We start from the raw sequence: 19,264 nt of genomic DNA on the forward strand, positions 1-19,264 counted from the left end.
TTATTTTGTCTCCTTTATAGTGGATGTTGAGGTAAGGCGTCCGATCATTTCAAAGCAGGCTCTGCTGTTATGATATGGACATTTCCAGGCGCTGACCTTGGGTGCATGGGCCAGCGGCTGTAGGGCTTCGTCAATCCCCCAATACCATTCGCCATACTTGTGGTCGACGATATATTTGTCAGTGAACGCCCAGGCATTCTCGGCAGCTTCCAGGAAGCGTTGATCACCCGTCAACTGGTACGCATTATAAAAGCCCACAATGGCTTCAGCCTGCGGCCACCAGTCTCTGGACTCTTCAGACTTGTCAATGAATCCGCTCTTGTCCGCTTCATTCCAGATTCCGCCATCCTCAGCAATGCCCTCGGCAAGCACGGCGTCGGCCATGGAAATAGCTACCTTGCGCACACGCTGAAGCAGATCTTCATCTCCAAGCACTTCTGCGGCTTCAACCAGCAGCCAGCTGCCTTCGATATCGTGGCCAAAAGATATGCTCTCGGATTTGACATGCCACTCTTCGTCCAGGAATAGGTGGAAATGTTTGCCGTCAGCATCAATGATGTGCTCCAGCATCGTTTCAATCAGTTCAGCCAGCTTGCTCTTCAGCTCTTCCGATTTCCATACCCGGTACAGGCCGGTGTAGCCCTCCAGCACATGCAGATGGGTATTCATAGATTTCTTCTCGTTCATATCCTTCGAGCTGAGACTCAGATTATCTGTCATTTGCCATTCACGGGACAATGCTTCAATATAACCTTTATAAATGGGATCATAGCCGTACTTCTCTACCATATGGAACAGGTCAACTGCTTGCTGCAGCGCATCAGCACGTCCCGTTGCATGATGGAATTCAGCAAGCGCATAAATGGCAAAAGAATGGCCGTAGATTTGTTTTTTCGGCTGGGAAGGGACTCCATACGCATCTACCATCCAGAACAAACCGCCGTGTTCTTTATCTATGAAATGCTGGTTCAGATAGTCGAAGGCACGTTCAGCCATCTTTAAGTATTCTGCTGTGCCATACAGGCGGTAAGCGCTCGCAAATGTCCATAGAATCCGCGCATTGAGCACAAGGCTTTTCTCGGCACCGGCAATGACATTCATCTGGTTGTCGATCTCGCCCACAAAGCCGCCATGTGCTTCATCCAGTGTGTGTTCCATCCAGAAGCGCAAAATATTGCCCTTCAGCTCTTCCTCCAGCTCGTTCAGCCATACCTGAGGTGAATTCTTCATTTTGTGGTTCACTCCTTAAAGTTTTGTAAGCATCTGCTTACAGCATTACTTCGTACAAAACCCGCTTCGGAAGCAAAAACTTAAGTGGTGGTCTTGGAGCTGTAATACTCCTTAATAACACCTGCCGCCGATTTCCCGTACATGCAGTAGTCATCGTTCTCTGCTGCAGCCTCCAGTGGATACAGGCGTGCCGGCCAATCCCAGAGCATAAAGCCCTGGACCCAATCCCGGCCCTCGCAGCTGCGGAACATGGCCTCATAAAATCGCTTTTGTTCCTCCTCGCTCGGTTCACCCTTAAGTGACCAGTCGTTCGGGATGGCTGCACTGCCGGTGCGGCTTGGGCAGCCTGCTTCCATGAAGAAGAAGGGCTTGCCGCAGCGTTTCACCACTGCCTCAATCCGGTCAAGCTGTACTTCCCAGTCCAACTCGGGGTAATAGCCACTGGAGGAAATTACATCAAGGGCATCCCACCAGGTCACATTGTCCTCTTGATACTTGTCGCAATTATAAGTAAGGATTCCGCTGTACACTGTGCGGACTTCTGCAATCAAGGCCCGCCACTCCGCAGCCCGTCTGTCAGACATGACCAGCTCGCAGCCGATGCAGAACATCTCGCAACCGCTTTCTTCTGCAATCGCGGCAAAATGCAAAATAAAGGCAGTGTAAGAACTGAACCAGTCCGACCATTTGGGCTCGCAGGGAACATCCTTATCGAAGAAATTGATGTGAGCGCGCCAAGTGCCGTCTGCACAATTCACAATCGGTTTCAGGCATACCTTCAGACCAAGCGACTGCGCCTTGCGGATTGCCCATAAGACCTCATCGTCGGTAACCGTGGGGTTCTCCGCATAAGGAATTTCCGTGGATTGCGGAGTAGCCTGAACCGCACTGAAGGCGATAGCCGTCCAGTTCGCTCCAGTGACCGATTTCATAAGCTCCATTGAAGCTTCAGCTTCTTCATTTGCCCAGGTCCCGCGTGTGCCCATGAAACCCCAGGTAACGCCTCCGACATATTCATTCTGCAGTGACATCTCAGTAACCTCGCTTTGTCAGAATAGTAGGATAAAGGGATCGAAACATTTAGGCGTTTTGTTATCTTGTTATTACTAATTTGTTATTTAACAATAACAAGAATATAATTTAGTTATAACCCTTTTCGGGAGTGATTTCAAGGGTAAAATGGGTAAAGTAAATTCAAGACTAGAAAAGTACAATAGAGCACATATGCTAATGAGAAAATGAAGCTTATAATTGATAATGATAGCGCAAACATTTGTGGATGCAACTAGACTGGAGGCGATTTGTGGTGATCAGGGTCATGATTGCGGACGATGAGGAAGTGATTCGCCGCGGGCTTGAGAAAATCACTTCCAGAATGGATTTGGAAGTTGAGGTTATCGGTTCCTACGGCAATGGGCTGGAGGCCTGGAATCATCTCCGGGATCTTAGCCAGAATGATATAGACCTTCTTATTACAGATATTAAGATGCCGAGAATGGATGGCTTCAAGCTGATTGAAGAAGTGAGAGGGCATCTGAAGCAACTCCCCATAGCGGTATTGAGCGGGTTCAGTGAATTCGAATATGCCCGCCGGGCTATGCGGCACGGAGTACTCGATTATTTGCTTAAGCCCATTGAGAAGGCCCAGTTGTATGATTTGCTAAAAAGTGTGGAAGAGAACAAAAAGCTTCAGCTTGCAGAGGTAGAGCCGGAAAGTGAAGTGCAACTGGCCCCCGAGGGTGGGGAGCATTATGTGGTTGAACAGACCAAAAGCATTCTGGAGAAGGAATACGGCCATAACTTTGAACTTGAACGGTTGGCGGAGACGGTGGGTATGAACGCGAGCTATATCAGCCGGTTGTTCAAATACAAGACAGGCCAGACGATTACAGATTATCTGATAGGCATTCGCATCGCCAAGGCCAAGGAACTGCTGATCGGTCAGCCGGATTTGAAGAATTACGAAATTGCTGAACGGGTCGGCTACAGTGATCCGGTATATTTTAATAAGCTGTTCAAGAAAATGTGCGGCATGACGCCGAAGGATTATAAGAGCCGCTGCAGATAGTGAGGAGTGGCCGAGATAATCATGGCAGAGAAAATCTTATATTATAAACTAGCTCCGCAGCAAAGCGGGGCTATTCTGCGTGCACCGAGTGAAGGGGGACTCCCTGCAATGGGGAGACTTCCTTTTTCTTCATATAATGATAGATAACAAATTTTATATATAAAAAACAAAAATAACAAATTGAAGACCAGAAAAAACAATTGAAACCATCGTTTTGGGGTTGGTAACGATTTATAATGTGTTTGTAAGCGATAACATCATCACTTTTCAAACGAAATGGAGAATTAACTGATTTTTCTGGAGTATAATCGTTAATCTGTGGTGCTTGTTGTTATTGTTTTGTTATTATTCGGTTCAAGGTTCAAAATGAAGAGAGGGGTCAAAAAAACAATGAAGAAGACCAAAGCAGTTACTAGTCTGGCAGCACTGACACTGATGGCGGGTTTGTTCGCAGGTTGTTCATCGAACAACAATAACTCAGACAATGCTGCAGCAACCAATGCAGGCAATACTGGAACAAATACCGAGGCGACAGCAGCGCCTGAAGGTGACGCAGCCAAGGATATCAAAGGGGATATTACGGTCATCACACAAAGAACGGATATTGTTGATACCGTATTCAAAGACTATGCAGCCAAATTCAATGAGAAATATCCGAATGTCAAAGTAAACTTCGAAGCGCTGTCCAGCTACGAGGATCAGATTAAAATCCGCATGAGCACAAATGATTACGGCGATGTTCTGCTGTTGCCTACAAGTGTAGCCATTAAAGATCTGCCGGACTTTTTTGAACCGCTGGGTAAAATGTCCGATCTGGAGAAGCAATATACCGGGCTGGAAGAACGCAGTGTAGATGGTATTTCTTACGGGATTCCGATCACGGTTAACTTCTCCGGTGTCATCTACAACAAACAAGTATTCAAGGATGCCGGAATTACTGAGATTCCAAGAACTTTTGACCAGTTCTCTGCTGCACTGAAGAGCATCAAGGACAAGACGGACGCGGTTCCTCTCTACACGAACTATGCTGCCGGCTGGACACTGACACAATGGGAAGCGGATCTGGCTACCGTAGCCGGAAATCGTGATTATGTGAATATCGGCCAAGTGGCATCGGATGATAACTTCGTTAAAGGACAGCCGCACTATGACTTGTACAAAGTATTGTATGACGCTGCCAAGAATGGCCTGATTGAAGAAGACCCTACAACTACGGACTGGGAATCTTCCAAGGCTGACCTGGCTAACGGCAAAATCGGTACCATGATGCTGGGATCTTGGGCAATCGGTCAAATCAAAGGCCTGGCAACTAACCCTGACGATGTAGGCTTCATGCCTTTCCCGACCAACGCCGACAAGGTTCTGGTTCCACTGTCTGACGACTATAACCTGGGTGTAAGCATCCACAGTAAAAATAAAGAAGCTGCAAGAGCTTGGGTGGACTGGTTCATCAACGAATCCGGCTATCCTACCACTGAAGGCGGCGGCATGAGCCCGGTTAAAGGCGCTGAGCTTCCGGAAATCCTGAAACAATTTAATGGCACAGATGTAACGTTTGATACGATTGCCCCTGCAAAAGCCGGTGAAGAGGGCTGGGTTGATGCCATCGACAAAGAAGCTGAAATCGGCCTCTGGCAGCCTGACTTCAAGAAAGTGATCATCGAAGCGGCGATTGGCAACAGAAGAGATTCCTATGACGACATTATGAAAGACCTGAACGATAAATGGAAAGCTGCAAGAGCCAAAGTAACGGCAGCTAAGTAAATTTTGATTAAACGCAGGAGTGAAGACAGATTGAAGAGAACGGGGGGATGCCGGCAGCGGCGTTTTCCCCTTCACTTTTGCGGTGTGGAGAAGGATTTGGAGTGCTAAGCAGTCTTCTTAGGAGGTGTGGAGAGATTGTCCAACTTAAGTTATAAAAATCAGCGGATATTGATCATTGTTTTATTCTCATTAGTTCCCGTAGTTCTGTTGCTGACGTTCTCATATTTGCCTGTATTCAAAATGTTCCAGTACAGTTTCACAAGCTGGAATGGTCTAAGCAAAAACATGGAGTATATCGGCTTTGACAACTACAAGACCATTTTCACCAAACCGGAGTATTTCGCCGTATTCAAGGTGAGCTTGTATTATTTCTTCGCCACCTTCGTCCAAATGGGGCTGGCGCTGTATTTTGCCACGATCTTAAGCTTTAATGTCCGTATGAAGAACTGGTTCAAAGGAATTCTGTTCTTTCCGACACTCTTGAACGGTGTGGCCATCGGATTTATTTTCCTGTTTTTCTTCAAGCCGGAAGGCACCCTGAACACCATCCTTGATCTCGTCGGACTTGGAGCCTGGCAGCAGAAGTGGCTGCTTAACCCCCATCTGATCAATATCTCCCTCGCCTTTGCATCGGTATGGAGATACATGGGAATGAACTTTATCATCTTCCTTGGAGCGATATCCTCCATCGGCAGTGATATTTACGAAGCCTCTGAAATTGACGGAGCCAACCGCTGGCACCAGTTCAGACACATTATTATTCCGAGCATCAAACGGATTCTGCAGCTCAATCTGATCCTCGCGGTAAGCGGAGCGATCGGTGTATTCGAAATTCCGTATGTCATGACCGGTGGTTCCAATGGCAGCGGTACATTTGTCATCCAGACCGTCGATGTGGCCTTCAAATACAGCAAGCTGGGTCTTGCTTCGGCAATGGCCGTAGTGCTCCTGGGTATTGTTGTTCTTGTCACCATTCTGCAGCGTGTTCTGATTAAGGAGGAGAAGTAAGAACTATGCATACTTTAAAATACAACGTAGCCTCTTTCTTCAAATACCTCAGTTTGATTTTGGGAGCGCTGATGGCCCTTATTCCGATCGCTGTCGTCTTTTTCGCTTCATTAAAAACGAATGAAGAGTATGCGACAACGGGTCCGCTTACCCTGCCGGAGAACTGGCTGAATTTCGCTAACTATACCAAAGCTTTTGTGGACGGGAATATGCTCCTGGGCTTCTTGAACACTCTTATTATTGTAGTCATTTCTATTGCCGGTGCTACACTTACCGGATCGATGATGGCATACATTCTGGCACGTTTCCGGTTCAGGGGCAGCAAGCTACTGATGGGCGCTTTTCTGCTCGCGACGCTGATTCCCGGAGTTACGACACAAGTAGCCACCTTCCAGATCATCAACTCGCTGGAATTGTTCAACACCCGCTGGGCACCGATTCTGATGTACCTGGGTACGGATATTATCGCCGTCTATATATTCATGCAGTTCCTGGACTCTATATCCGAATCGCTTGATGAATCGGCAATGCTGGATGGAGCTTCATACTGGACGATTTACTGGAGAATTATCCTTCCGCTCCTGAGTCCGGCCATTGTAACGGTAATTATTGTGAAGGGCGTAAACATCTACAACGACTTCTACACCCCTTTCCTGTATATGCCAAAAAGCAGCCTGCAGGTGGTCTCCACCGCGCTGTTTAAATTTAAAGGTCCGTATGGTTCACAGTGGGAGGTTATCTGCGCCGCTATTATGATCGCCATTATCCCTACACTGATAGCCTTCATAGCTTTGCAGAAGTATATTTACAACGGTTTTGCCCAAGGGTCGGTAAAATAAAATCGGTTCTTCATTTAAAATAATCGCAGCACTGCTGCGCTCACGGAGGGAATTTTACTTATGAAAGAAGTTAAGTTGATAGCAAGTCAGAATATTCCGAATATACCTTGGCAGGACAGACCGGCAGGCAATGATAGTCCGGTATGGAGACACAGTGATAACCCGGTGATCAAACGCAACCCGGCTAAAGGCGTGGCACGTATTTTCAACAGTGCGGTTATTGCCTATGACGGCAGCTTTCTGGGGGTATTCCGTGTAGAGGATAACACTACCCGTCCTCATCTGCGCATGGGCCACAGTGCAGACGGCCTGGACTGGAAAATTGACGATGCACCGATTCAGTTTATAGATGAAGCAGGCAATCCGTACATGCCTCGTTATGCATACGACCCGCGTCTGGTCAAAGTCGAAGATACCTATTACATCATCTGGTGTACGGATTTCTACGGTGCCGCGATCGGTGTTGCCAAAACCCAGGATTTCAAAACCTTCATCAGCCTGGAAAATCCGTTCCTGCCGTTCAACCGCAATGGCGTGCTGTTCCCAAGAAAAATAAACGGCAACTTCGTGATGCTGTCCCGTCCGAGCGACAGCGGCCATACGCCTTTTGGCGATGTGTTCCTGAGCGAAAGCCCTGACTTTGTATACTGGGGCAAACACCGTCATGTCATGACCAAAGGCGGTCAAGGCTGGTGGCAGAGTACCAAAATCGGCGGCGGCCCTGCCCCTATCGAGACCACCGAAGGCTGGTTGATGTTCTATCACGGCGTTACCGGAACCTGCAACGGCCTCGTATACAGCATGGGTGCTGTCATCCTGGACAAGGATGAGCCATCCAAGGTCAAATACCGCTCCAAGAACTTCGTGCTGACACCGGAGGAATGGTACGAAGAAAGAGGCTTCGTGAACAACGTGCTCTTCCCTTGCGCTACCCTGAATGATGCTGAAACCGGCCGGATCGCCATCTATTATGGCGCAGCAGACACCTATGTTGGCGTTGCTTACACCACTGTTGAAGAAATCGTCAACTACGTAATCGAAACCCATGAGGAAGTCGGCGACGACGCCGGTTTGGGCAAGATCTAAATTGTCAGTTGCAGTTGAAGCAGATGAATCTATAAATGTCTGCGAAGCGGTATTAAGGAATCTATGAGGTAGTTGAATCTGTGAGATGCAGGGCGTGAAGAACCCTGTGTACTTGATTGCGGTGATGGGACATTCTATTGCAGAATGTGCAGTAGTTACCGGGTTTTGCCCTTACCTTTGCAGCGAGTGGCGGCCATCTCTGTGGCCGCCACGTTGCTGCATCAACCCCAAACCCATTGCTTAATGGGTTTTTCATTTTGTTTTTGATCTAAGGTTTTTGATCTTAAAGGTTTTGATCTTAATGGTTAAATCCGACTTATTGGATTTAACTTGTTCTTGCAAACCCCTGTTGGTGGATGGGGAGTGGGGAGTAACGGAGGGGAATGTTGAGTGGAGAAGCGGAGCGTTCGCCTGAAAGCTTTCCGAAGGAAAGCTCGCTTCGAAAGCATATGCAGTTCCCGGATTTCTACCGCCTGGCGGTACAAATCAGGAAATCCGGGAACAACAGCGATCGGAACCAACATTCCCCGCAGTTACGCCGTACACTCCCCATGCCTGCAACCAACGCATTTTGCCAACACAATTCAATCCAACCCTAAGGAGGATTTCTTATGTCCGAAAGATCCCTGCCCCAACTAAAAGCCTACCAAGGCTCCAGCCCGAAGCCTGCCGATTTCGACTCCTTCTGGGAACGTGCCCTGGCTGATCTCGATACTCAGACGATGGATTACGAACTGGTACCTGCGGAGTTTACCAGCGAGCTGGCGGAATGCTTCCATCTGTATTTTACCGGAGTAGGCGGTGCCAAAGTGCATTGCAAATACGTGAGACCGAAGAAATCGGAACAAGTGAAAGGACCAGGCGTGGTTATGTTCCACGGCTATTCTTGCGATAGTGGCGATTGGATGGAAAAGGTTACCTACGCCGCACACGGCATCAGTGTACTTGCTATGGATTGCCGCGGACAAGGCGGTTTGTCCGAGGACAACCTTACGGTCCTGGGCACAACCATACGCGGCCATATCATCCGTGGAATCGATGATCCGAGTCCGGACAAGCTGTACTACCGGAACGTGTTCCTGGATACCGTCCAGACGGCACGGATTCTAATGAATATGTCCGAAGTGGACCCGGCACGGGTTGGCGCATTCGGCCTGTCCCAAGGCGGCGGGCTTACCGTAGCCTGTGCTGCCCTTGAACCACGGATTAAGCTGGCCGTTCCGGTCTATCCGTTCCTTTCCGATTATAAACGGGCATGGGAGCTGGATATTGCCACTTCCGCCTATGAAGAGATTAACTATTATTTCCGCTTTTTTGATCCGCATCATGAACGGGAAGAAGAGATTTTCAACCGGCTCGGGTACATCGACATTCAGAATCTGGCAGGCCGAATCCAGGCCAAGGTGTTATGGGTAACCGGACTTGTGGATAGAATCTGTCCACCTTCGACACAATTCGCAGCATACAATAAAATCGCAGCAACAAAAGACCTGATGGTATATCATGAATACGGTCATGAGTATCTTCCATATCTTTCCGATCGGACGCTGCAGACCTTCATGACCTTGTAACGGGAAGCCGTGCAAGATTATCGTAGATCTGGCGCGGCAAGGGATTCACAGTGGTGGCCGATGAAATCCGCCAGCTGTCTGAACAGTCCAAGCGCTCCATTGCCATGGTAGCTGAAATTACCAATAAAATCGTGTCGGATATGAATGAGACGGTAGCTGCACTATCGGATGAAAGAAAGACTCTCGAAGTTTAATGTATAGGCAAGGTACAAAGGCTGTGGGCTGATGCCTATATCTGAACATTTCAAGGAAAATTCGCCTCTTTCCAATTGGGAAGGGGCGTATTTTTGCATGCAGGAAGCGGAATGGAAATGTCCTTACGAAAGGAGAGATGTGGGTGGAGCCTTTTGACCGCTGCAGGTAATATATCCGCCATGTGGGCATAATAGATACCATGAAGTTCTTAGTGAGTCAACAAACATCAGGAGGAATGGCTTTGCACAAGCTTGCTCATAAACGTATCATTTGGGGTTCGCTCATCCTGTGTATTTTGTTGGGGGTGTTGATTCTAAGGCTTGCATGGGTCCAACTGCTGCTTAAGGACCGTAAAGTTCCGGGGGCGGAATACACTATGGCCCAAATGGCTGCCATTCAGAGCGAGCGGGAGATGGTGCTGGACAGCGGCCGTGGCCGTCTGTATGACCGCAGTGGGCAGCCGCTGGCGGGTGAAACCGTGTGGACTGCGGCTTTTTTTCCGCAGGAGGAGGCTGAAGCTGCGGCGGACAGCGAGGCGAGTAAGGAACAGTTGCAGCGTCTTGCCACTGTACTGGGTGTGACCTACGAGCAGCTTCAAGCAAGGCGCAAGGGGCTAAAAGAACCGCTGCTCTGGCCGTCCGGCAGCGGCAAGAATCCGCTGGAGCTGACCCCGGGACAGGCTGAAGCTGTGGAATCACTTGCCATCGGCGGTGTGCGGGCGCTTCCCTTTGCCCGCAGGTATGAAGGGGAAGAGACTGGGCGCCAGTGGCTGGGGTACATGTCAGAAGCTTCGGCAGCTCAGTTGGAGAAATCGACAACGGGTCTGAGAGTTCCAATGACGGGAACCGACGGGCTGGAGAAGACGCTTGAACCCCTGCTGCAGGGGGTGGGCCATACCGAAGTATATGCGCAGGTGGATGCGCGGGGGAACCGTCTTCCGGGTAGTCCTCTGAAGGTTAGGGCGCCGGGGAATCCGTATTATCCATTGTCTTTGTATACAACAATAGATAAGCAGCTTCAGGAAGGCATTGAGAAGCTGGTTATGAAATCCGGAATTAAGGAAGGCGCAGTTGTTGTGCTGGATACGAAAAACGGGGATATTGAGGCCATGGTGTCATTCCCATTCTATAATCCGGGGCACATCTCGCCTGAGGGTGGAGAGTGGAATAACCGGGCGCTGCAGGCGGCGGTGCCTGGCTCGATCTTCAAGATAGTTACAGCTGCTGCGGCACTGGAGGCCGGAGTAACCTCTCCCGAAGAGAGGTTTTATTGCTCAGGACATTACGGGAAGTACGGACTCTCCTGCCGGAAAGGCGAAGGACACGGCTCCCTTACCCTGGCGCAAGGGTTCGCCGTGTCCTGCAATACCGTATTTGCTTCGTTGGCTGAGCGCCTGAACGGGGCGCAGCTGGAGTCCGCAGCCCTTGCTCTGGGGCTGGGCAGGGATATCAGCTGGCAAGCGGAGAATACGCTTGGCCTGCCGCTCCTCCGTCCGTTGTCCGGAGAGCAGCCCGGAAGCATCTTCACCACCCTGCTGCCGGATGACGGCGGGGCCAGGGTACAGACCGCGATCGGCCAGCGGGATGTCCGGGTTACACCGCTGCAGGCAGCTAATCTGTTAGTCACGCTGCTGCATGGTGGTGAAGTGCGGGCACCGCGTATTCTGCAACGGGTGGCATTTGCCAACGGGCAAACGCTCCAGGAGCTGCCGTCGCATCTGTCTCCGGTTCGGCAGGGCAGAATCTCCCCATCGACAGCTCGGGTGCTCCTGTCCCTAATGCGCAAGGTTGTAACGGATGGAACGGGCAAAAGCCTGCTGGGCACGAAGTGGCCCGTAGCAGGCAAGTCAGGGACAGCTCAGACATTGGTGAAGGGTGTGTCCCGCAATAACCAATGGTTCATCGGTTATGGGCCGGTCGACCATCCCAGATATGCTGTATCCGCTCTGGTAGAGGATGTGGCTCCTGGGAGTCCGCATGCGGCCACCCGGCTGTTCGGTCAGGTGTTTGAGCTCCTGTCGGAATCTACGGGAGCCTGAGCTCCGTCCCCTTCCCCTGAAACCGCTGCTCCTCCCGGTGTTGAAGGTTCACCGGAGGCAGCAAATGGCGAGACGATGAACTCTTCCTGCGGCAGGAAGATCCAGCTTTGGAGATAGCCCTGCTGTAACAGCTCTTTGAGCAGAATGAGCAGGATCGGCGAGAGGATTAAGCCCGCAAATCCGAAGAGAGAGCTCGACAGAATCACGAACGACAGCATCAGGAACGCCGAAGATACACCGATGGAATTACCTGTGATCTTGGGCTCCAGCAGCTGCCGCACAATCAGCACTACTACAAGCAGCACAAGCAGCCCAATGGCAAGCGAAGTATTTCCGACAATGAACAGATATACAATCCAGGGAATCAGAATCGTTGACACCCCGAGCAAAGGAAGCACATCGAACACGGCACAGACCAGTGCCATGGTGATTTCATTGCCGCTCCTAAGAATAAAGAGTCCGACCAGAACAATCACGAAAGTAATGCTGATCAGAATCAGCTGCGCTTTGAGATAGGAGCCGATAGCTTTGAAGACATTGCCCTGCAAAAAGGCGAAAGCAGTCTTGAAGGTCTTCGGCATTTTGTCATGAGCGATTTTGCGCCAGTCTTTAATTTCCATACTGAGAAAGAAGGCTAAAATAATGGCAATGCCGAAATTAGCCATAAATGACGAGAAGGAGCCAAGAACTCCGATCATATATTTAAGGAAGATCACCAGCCAGCCCGAAAGAACATTGGTGGCCTCTTTGAAATAACCGTTGATTTTGTTAGTAAGATCTGGCGGGAGCGCATCGACCTTATGCTGCAAATAAGTGGTTGTCTCAGCAAACTGCTGCTGGACTATATATGTATACCGGGGCAGATCATCCTGGAACTGTAACGCTTGCATCGTAATGAGAAGTCCGGCGCCGAACAAAACGCCCAGCAGTACAATCAGGAACAGGATCACCGAAATGGCGGAGGCAAACGATTTGGCTATTCCCCGGCGGTTAAGGAAACGGGCCAGCGGCTCGATCAGGAGAAATACGAAAAAGGATAAGAATACAGGCGCTGCTAAGCGGTAAAGCATACTGAAAGCCAACATAACAAGATATACTGTCAGTACGACCAGACCGATGTCGAAGAAGGTGCGCCAATATTTTTTGTACAGAGGCAGCATAGGTATAAACGACTCCTTTTAGATAAATTTACAAATTTAACTTGAATTCATTGTACACGATTTTAACAAAAAAGCGTCTATTTCTTTGATACCTGTGTTAAAATAGGGGGTAACGTTTTTTCGTGGGACTCTGCCTACCTAAAAACCGCGAGTCATACTTTACTCTACTTGGCCGTATCACAGAATCTGCTTGCAGACGTATAGGCGAGCCAAAGTCAACTCTGGAAAAGCGGGGAATTTATATGCAGACTTTGCTGCTCTGGTTATTTTACATTTCATCCTTCTATGCATTTATCCCTGGTATGATCAGCCGGATCTTTGGATATCGTGTCTTTCGCAAAGGGACCGGCCGTACTGAATTTGCCCTTACCTTTGATGACGGGCCAGACCCGCGGTATACCCCGGTTTTGCTTGATTTGCTGAAGCGTTACGGGGCTAAGGCTACTTTTTTTGTTGTCGGTTCCCATGCGGAGAGCAATCCGGAAATTATCAAGCGCATGCATGAGGAGGGGCATTTGATCGGGATTCATAACTACGTGCACAAGACAAACTGGCTCATGCGTCCGCCTACCGTGAAACGCCAAATCCAGCGCACCGACGATATCATTTACAGCATTACCGGTGAACGGAGCACCTATTACCGTCCACCCTGGGGAATCGTCAATTTATTTGATTTTTCCAAGCGCCGTCAGGTGCAGATCGTGCTCTGGTCAGCCATGTTCGGTGATTGGAAAGAGAAGGTTGGCGCGGACCGGCTGACGGAGAAGCTGATCAGCAAGCTGAATCCGGGCGAAGTCATGCTGCTGCATGATTGCGGTACTACGCTTGGTGCGGATCTGAAAGCGCCTGAACATATGCTGATTGCCCTGGAACGGATGCTCCAGGAGGCGGAACGGCGCGGGCTGCACAGTATTCGGATCGACGAAATGATCAAGGGGGGGCAGAGTTCTCCCATTCAGCGGATTTCTTTTGGTAAAAGACTGATTGTCGGCTTGTGGCTGGCATGGGAACACCTTTTCCAACTAATGTTCCGGCTGAAGACCCTCTCTCCGGCAGATCCGTTCCTGCATTACCGCATACGCAAATATCAGGGTGAACCCGTGCAGATGGAAGGCGGGGAGCATCTAAGTAAAGGCGACAAGGTGATTGAGCTCCATATCGACAACAGGCAGTTATTCGAGCTCGGCATGCATTCCCGTTCCTCGGCGCAGCTGGCGATCCGTATGATCCGCCGTATGGAGAAGGATATGCCGGTGCTTGCGCAGCGGATTGCTGCAGATGTGGACCTCGCTGAAGCGAAAGCGCTGTACGGTGTCAGTATGATTAACCGCGGGCCGGAGAAATTCGGGTTTATGGTGCTGGATCTGCCAAACGGCTGGTTTGCCCGGTCAACCAAGTTCTACCTGAGTATTCTGCTGAGTGTCATTCATCCTGCTGGAGGGGCAAGGCTTAAGGAACGGAGCGAGGTACTGGTTCCCAAAATGATGCTGATGCCCATCTCCCAGCTTCTGGACCAGATGAATCAACAGCGTCCTCAGAAACAAGTCAAGCCGCGTGAGCGGGTAAGGGAAGAAGAGATGACCCTGGAAGCCGAGCTTCCCGCAGCCACGGTCGTACATTAGCAACTCGTAACATAATGAAATAGCAATTATAAGCTTCAGTGGCCTTTGGGTCCTGGGGCTTTTTGATGTTTCCGCATGGGTTTCTGTCAGCCCAGCGGTTTGTTTATGGATGTCCTGCTATGCATACAATGGCGAATCACCGCAAATAGTATACACAGGGGAGGAGGCTAGTTATGCTAAAAGACTGGATTAAAAGTGTATTGAAGCCAGCGAAAGGTTCCAGCCAAGATGTGGAGAAGTCCAAACATCAGGCCTTGAATGAGCCTATAAATACATCATTAGCCAGTACCCTAAGCACTCTTAAAAAGAGACTGGGTCAAAGCCCTGACTTTACCATCCGGGACTTTTCCGGTGATCCTGATCCTGAGCATACCGGACCTCTTGCTATTTGTTATATTGAAGGGCTAATTGATCCAGGTCTGTTATCCGATCTTATTGAAAGTTTAGTTAAAGAAACTGCACACACACCCTCTAACCGGTTAGAAGAGTATCTTGCTGCTTCTTTATTAAAAAAGACGCTGCCTGCAGGAAATATTCAAATCATTGATTCGCTAAATCAGATCTATCAAGCTGTCCTTACAGGCAATGCCGTCATTGTAATAGACGGGTTACAATCTGCTCTGGCCGTTTCCATTGCCGGCGGGGTAAGAAGGGCCGTGGAGGAACCCACTTCACAAGGTGTGGTCCGGGGGCCGAAAGAGGGTTTTACAGAGGATATCTCAACCAATATTACTCTGATTAGAAGAAAACTGCGGACACCTGATCTTAAGTTTGACAGCCATATTATCGGACAATATTCACAAACCACTGTAATTGTAACCTACATAGAAGGAATTGCCGATCTCGGTGTGGTTCAGGAGATCACTAAACGGCTTCAGACCATTGATACCGATAGTATCCTTGAAAGCGGCTATATCGAAGAATTCATTCAAGATGCGGCGCTCACTCCCTTTCCCACAATGCTAAATTCAGAACGCCCGGACACCGTTGCCGGAAGTCTTTTAGATGGACAAGTAGCTATTTTGGTGGATGGGACACCATTCGCATTAATCGCCCCGGTAACTTTTTATAACTTTTTCCAGACAGCGGAGGACTATTACCAGCGCTACGATATTTCTTCTTTTTTACGTGTGATCCGATTGATATCGTTCCTGGTATCCTTGCTGCTTCCTTCCTTATTCATTGCTTTGACAACGTTCCATCAAGAAATGATTCCTACGATCCTGTTAGTAACTCTGGCTGCACAACGGGAAGGGGTCCCATTTCCAGCACTGCTGGAAGCATTGCTGATGGAATTAACTTTTGAAGTGATTCGTGAAGCAGGCGTCCGGATGCCCCGTGCGATTGGTCCTGCTATATCCATAGTAGGAGCTCTGGTTATTGGGCAAGCGGCTGTGGAAGCAGGTCTGGTCTCGGGAGCAATGGTAATCGTTGTTTCCTTTACGGCGATATCCAACTTTGTCATTCCATATTTCAGTATGGCAACTGCTGTACGATTATTGCGCTTTATTCTCATGCTGCTGGCAGGAACTCTCGGTTTATTCGGGATCATGGCAGGGGTTGTTCCTATTTTAGCTCATCTGCTCTCTCTTAAGTCGGTTGGTATTGACTATCTATTGCCATACAGTCCATTTTACAAGTCAAATATGAAGGATCTAATTATTAGGGCACCCTGGTGGGCAATGAAAACAAGACCTAATTTAAAATCAGGAACGAATAAAAAAAGACAGGCTTCTCATCAATATCCTGTCGGTTCGAATAATATTGTCCGCAACTCAGACGAGCCTGAACCCCATGCGTAAAGGAGGAGATGTATGTGCACCGATGCCGGGTAATTGCCATTTTGCTGGTTACAGGTCTAATGCTTGCGGGGTGCGGAAACCGTATTGAAATGAACGAATTAGGCATCACAACAGCAACGGGATTTGATGGACATCAGGGGGACTGGACCATTACTTACCAGGTCATCATTCCACCGGCAATGTCTTCCGGTGCAGGCGGATCATCCGGCGGGGCCGGATCTCAAGCTGCTGTGCATACCTTCTCTGCACATGGCAAAACCATCAGAGAAGCTTTAGCGTCCAGCAGCCGGGAAAATCCGCGTAAGCTGTATTTTGCACATACTAATATTCTTATTATTGGCAAAGAAGCAGCAGAAACCGGAATTGAAGAAATTCTAGACACGTATTATCGGAATCCGGACGCGCGGGAAACCGTTAAAGTCTTAATAGCCAACGGCGTAGCCAGAGATTACTTGAATAAGCTGATTCCCCCGGAGAAGCTTCCCGGCAGAGCGTTATCCAAAATACTGGAAAAAAATAAGCAATTAAGTTCATATTATCCTTCGGTATCCGTACACGAATTAGCGCTCGGCATCAGCTCGGACAGCGCTGCCGCCGGAGTTCCACAAATATCCATTAAGGGCACTGACAGCTCAAGTTTGGAGTCAGCAAGTGTATTTCAAAAGACCTCTACCAGCAGCAACTTAGAAATTTCCGGGTTAAGCGTCTTCCACAAAGCAAAAATGGTTGGAACTCTGGACCAAAACGAGAGTTTGGGAATCTCCTGGCTGACCAATCATATCCATTTAACCACAATAAGCTATAACAGTAAGGATGCTACCGATGTGTCCGCATTCCTGGTTCGTAACGCTAAGGTTAAAGTTACTCCAGTAAAAGGAGCCCTGCATTATACATTAAAAGTTAAGGCTAAAGTGGTTGTAGGTGAGTTTTTGGAGACCACAACCCATGAAGATCTTTTAAAAACGCAAAGTATAGGCAAGCTGGAGCAGCGGGCAGAAGAGATCATCCGCTCGCAAATCCTGGAAGGCTGGAAAGCTGTACAGCACTTAAAAATCGACCTTGTAGGAATAGGCAATAAAATCCACCGTAAATCCCCTAAGGACTGGAAAAGATTAAAAAAAGATTGGCCCGGAGAAATAGCAAACATGGACATTGACATCGATGTAAAAGTGAACCTGAAACGGCCGGGTTTATTTCAAAGTTCATTTAGCCGGCTCCTCCAATCTGATGAGGATTAATGATTACACACACCTAAACAGGAGATGAAATAAATGAGCCAACGCACTTCAATTCGGCTATCGGAGCTGGCCATATGTATTTCATTATTCGAGGTAGGCAGTACAACTTTATTTTTTATTGGAGGGGAAGCTAAGCAGGACGCCTGGTTAGCCATGCTGGTAGGGGCATTAGCGGGTCTATTTGTACTCCTGATGCACTTAAGTATTCATCATCAGGAACCTCTTTTAGATCTATTTTTATTGTTTCGGCGTTATATGGGGAAGTATCTCGGGACATTCGTAAATCTTTTGTTTGTGGGCTATTTCTCGTATGAAGCTTCGCGGAATTTGCGCGATTTTGGCGAAATCACTGTAATGACATTGTTAAACCAGACATCACTGTGGATTATTATGCTGATCGTCATCCTTGTTGTATCCAATTCGATCCGTTATGGATATAGAGTAATGTTCCTGATGTGTGTCATTTTTTTTCCTATTGTGTTAGTTAGTTATGCCCTAATCAGTATTCTGATTCCTGTCACGGGCCTCTTCCACTTTGAATTTATGTTTCCAGTTTTGGAATCCGGGTGGAAGCCCGTGCTAAATGCGGCTTTACCGGAGATTGTCTCTTTTCCGTTCGGACAAACTGTATTATTTCTTGTGTTTTATCCCTATGCCCGCACAGGAAAAGGACTCAACAGAGCTGTGATTATCAGTTATGTGCTTACGGCACTCTCACTAACATTCATTAATCAATTGAACATTTTTGTTTTGGGTCCAAAGATTGCACTATACAGCACTTTGCCACTTCTGGAGACCGTTCAATTGATTGACTTGGCAGAAGTATTTGAGCGGCTGGACGCTCTATTTACCTTACTGCTTTTTCTTGGATTAGGTGTGAAGATGGGAGCTTTTTTTAATGGTGCCGTAATCGGACTCGAAAAAATAACGGGTATTTCTTATAAAAAGTGGGTGGCCCCGGTAGCCATTCTGACTTTCGGATTGGCCTTCTTATCTCCAAACTATACCCATCATATCGTTACAGGCCGAAGAATTGTCCTGAATTATCTTTTTCCAGTTTTTCAGATCCTTCTACCCTTGTTGCTGCTTATCATCATCCTTATCAGAAAGCGGACAAAGCAGGATTAACGTGAGCACTTGGGTGTACGCTCCGCGAACGAAACGTTGTTCCAATCGCTGTGCTCTCCAGATTTTTTTCATTCCCCTTAGCGGTGAAAATCCGGAGACCAAGGCGACCGCTACCGCTTTTCCACAATCATTTCGTTCTCTCCGCTGTTTAAGCGGGATATGTACCTTTCACTTACCCACAATCTAATGAAGCAAGCCGCAAATGACCAAAAACGCAAAGGGGCTGTCTCAAAAGCCATGAAATGGCTACTTGAGACAGCCCCGCTGTTTTTGAGTTGGATGGACTTGCGCACTTGGTGCGGACGCTCCGCGAACGGACCGTTGCTACAATCGCTGTGCTCTCCAGATTTTATTTATTTCCCGTAGCGGTAAAAATCCGGAGAGCAAGGCGACCGCTACCGCTTTTCCGCAATCAGTCCGTCCTCTCCGCTGTTTAAGCGGGGGAACGTTCCTACAATTCTTTCAAAAATCACAAAAAGAAATCGCCCTTTGGTAAAATGGAAGTGTCGAGCAAC

At 48.5% G+C, this 19,264-nt stretch carries 15 protein-coding genes; 12 read left to right on the plus strand and 3 right to left on the minus strand.

What is annotated here, in order from left to right; translation table 11 throughout:
* Both A3844_RS24235 and A3844_RS24240 read right to left on the minus strand, forming a co-directional pair.
* A complete protein-coding gene (locus A3844_RS24235) occupies nucleotides 1–1,230 on the minus strand; it encodes an AGE family epimerase/isomerase (protein ID WP_074108713.1) in 1,230 nt (409 codons plus the stop codon).
* 80 nt (nucleotides 1,231–1,310) lie between these two features.
* Nucleotides 1,311–2,261: a glycoside hydrolase family 113 gene (locus tag A3844_RS24240; protein ID WP_074108714.1), complete on the minus strand. Its 951-nt coding sequence runs from the start codon at nucleotides 2,259–2,261 to the stop codon at nucleotides 1,311–1,313.
* A 272-nt stretch (nucleotides 2,262–2,533) separates the two neighbouring features.
* Here A3844_RS24240 and A3844_RS24245 point away from each other — a divergent pair, with 272 nt between their 5' ends.
* The 8 genes from A3844_RS24245 (at nucleotide 2,534) to A3844_RS24280 (ending at nucleotide 11,799) form a co-directional block, all read left to right on the plus strand.
* Nucleotides 2,534–3,298: a response regulator transcription factor gene (locus tag A3844_RS24245; protein ID WP_244169842.1), complete on the plus strand. Its 765-nt coding sequence runs from the start codon at nucleotides 2,534–2,536 to the stop codon at nucleotides 3,296–3,298.
* A gap of 390 nt (nucleotides 3,299–3,688) precedes the next feature.
* Nucleotides 3,689–5,062: an ABC transporter substrate-binding protein gene (locus A3844_RS24250; protein WP_074108715.1), complete on the plus strand. Its 1,374-nt coding sequence runs from the start codon at nucleotides 3,689–3,691 to the stop codon at nucleotides 5,060–5,062.
* A gap of 126 nt (nucleotides 5,063–5,188) precedes the next feature.
* Nucleotides 5,189–6,070 (plus strand): carbohydrate ABC transporter permease, encoded by an 882-nt coding sequence (locus tag A3844_RS24255; protein ID WP_074084708.1) that lies wholly within the window; start codon nucleotides 5,189–5,191, stop codon nucleotides 6,068–6,070.
* Nucleotides 6,071–6,075: 5 nt separating this feature from the next.
* On the plus strand, nucleotides 6,076–6,909 hold the full coding sequence (locus A3844_RS24260) for a carbohydrate ABC transporter permease (RefSeq protein WP_074084707.1): 834 nt from the start codon (nucleotides 6,076–6,078) through the stop codon (nucleotides 6,907–6,909).
* A 60-nt stretch (nucleotides 6,910–6,969) separates the two neighbouring features.
* Nucleotides 6,970–7,995: a glycoside hydrolase family 130 protein gene (locus tag A3844_RS24265; RefSeq protein ID WP_074108716.1), complete on the plus strand. Its 1,026-nt coding sequence runs from the start codon at nucleotides 6,970–6,972 to the stop codon at nucleotides 7,993–7,995.
* 611 nt (nucleotides 7,996–8,606) lie between these two features.
* The gene (locus tag A3844_RS24270) at nucleotides 8,607–9,566 is read left to right on the plus strand and encodes an acetylxylan esterase (protein ID WP_074108717.1); all 960 of its coding nucleotides are present in this window, start codon (nucleotides 8,607–8,609) and stop codon (nucleotides 9,564–9,566) included.
* A gap of 26 nt (nucleotides 9,567–9,592) precedes the next feature.
* Nucleotides 9,593–9,760, plus strand: coding sequence for a methyl-accepting chemotaxis protein (locus A3844_RS24275; RefSeq protein WP_083607000.1), 168 nt, complete (start codon nucleotides 9,593–9,595; stop codon nucleotides 9,758–9,760).
* Nucleotides 9,761–10,002: 242 nt separating this feature from the next.
* Nucleotides 10,003–11,799: a peptidoglycan D,D-transpeptidase FtsI family protein gene (locus A3844_RS24280; RefSeq protein ID WP_244169843.1), complete on the plus strand. Its 1,797-nt coding sequence runs from the start codon at nucleotides 10,003–10,005 to the stop codon at nucleotides 11,797–11,799.
* Here A3844_RS24280 and A3844_RS24285 read toward each other — a convergent pair.
* Nucleotides 11,760–12,959 carry an AI-2E family transporter gene (locus tag A3844_RS24285; RefSeq protein ID WP_074084702.1) on the minus strand — a complete coding sequence of 400 codons (1,200 nt, stop codon included), beginning with the start codon at nucleotides 12,957–12,959 and terminating at the stop codon, nucleotides 11,760–11,762. The two genes, A3844_RS24280 and A3844_RS24285, sit on opposite strands and share 40 nt — an antisense overlap.
* A 242-nt stretch (nucleotides 12,960–13,201) precedes the next feature.
* Between A3844_RS24285 and A3844_RS24290 the strand changes: the two genes are divergently transcribed.
* From A3844_RS24290 to A3844_RS24305, 4 genes are all read left to right on the plus strand, one after another.
* Nucleotides 13,202–14,581, plus strand: coding sequence for a polysaccharide deacetylase family protein (locus A3844_RS24290; protein WP_074084701.1), 1,380 nt, complete (start codon nucleotides 13,202–13,204; stop codon nucleotides 14,579–14,581).
* Between the two features lie 173 nt (nucleotides 14,582–14,754).
* Complete coding sequence (locus A3844_RS24295; protein WP_074084700.1) at nucleotides 14,755–16,383, plus strand: spore germination protein; 1,629 nt, start codon at nucleotides 14,755–14,757, stop codon at nucleotides 16,381–16,383.
* 14 nt (nucleotides 16,384–16,397) lie between these two features.
* The gene (locus A3844_RS24300; RefSeq protein ID WP_244169844.1) at nucleotides 16,398–17,621 is read left to right on the plus strand and encodes a Ger(x)C family spore germination protein; all 1,224 of its coding nucleotides are present in this window, start codon (nucleotides 16,398–16,400) and stop codon (nucleotides 17,619–17,621) included.
* Between the two features lie 33 nt (nucleotides 17,622–17,654).
* Nucleotides 17,655–18,749 carry a GerAB/ArcD/ProY family transporter gene (locus A3844_RS24305; protein WP_074108720.1) on the plus strand — a complete coding sequence of 365 codons (1,095 nt, stop codon included), beginning with the start codon at nucleotides 17,655–17,657 and terminating at the stop codon, nucleotides 18,747–18,749.
* The last annotated feature ends 515 nt before the right edge of the window (nucleotides 18,750–19,264 follow it).

Source organism: Paenibacillus helianthi (genome assembly GCF_001909055.1).
GTDB lineage: Bacteria > Bacillota > Bacilli > Paenibacillales > Paenibacillaceae > Paenibacillus_AQ > Paenibacillus_AQ helianthi.

Bases quoted from the DNA above. Each gene is read 5' to 3' on its own strand.
- A3844_RS24235 (WP_074108713.1), bottom strand. From the start codon at position 1,230: ATGAAGAATTCACCTCAGGTATGGCTGAACGAGCTGGAGGAAGAGCTG.
- A3844_RS24240 (WP_074108714.1), bottom strand. From the start codon at position 2,261: ATGTCACTGCAGAATGAATATGTCGGAGGCGTTACCTGGGGTTTCATG.
- A3844_RS24250 (WP_074108715.1), top strand. From the start codon at position 3,689: ATGAAGAAGACCAAAGCAGTTACTAGTCTGGCAGCACTGACACTGATG.
- A3844_RS24260 (WP_074084707.1), top strand. From the start codon at position 6,076: ATGCATACTTTAAAATACAACGTAGCCTCTTTCTTCAAATACCTCAGT.
- A3844_RS24265 (WP_074108716.1), top strand. From the start codon at position 6,970: ATGAAAGAAGTTAAGTTGATAGCAAGTCAGAATATTCCGAATATACCT.
- A3844_RS24270 (WP_074108717.1), top strand. From the start codon at position 8,607: ATGTCCGAAAGATCCCTGCCCCAACTAAAAGCCTACCAAGGCTCCAGC.
- A3844_RS24285 (WP_074084702.1), bottom strand. From the start codon at position 12,959: ATGCTGCCTCTGTACAAAAAATATTGGCGCACCTTCTTCGACATCGGT.
- A3844_RS24290 (WP_074084701.1), top strand. From the start codon at position 13,202: ATGCAGACTTTGCTGCTCTGGTTATTTTACATTTCATCCTTCTATGCA.
- A3844_RS24295 (WP_074084700.1), top strand. From the start codon at position 14,755: ATGCTAAAAGACTGGATTAAAAGTGTATTGAAGCCAGCGAAAGGTTCC.
- A3844_RS24305 (WP_074108720.1), top strand. From the start codon at position 17,655: ATGAGCCAACGCACTTCAATTCGGCTATCGGAGCTGGCCATATGTATT.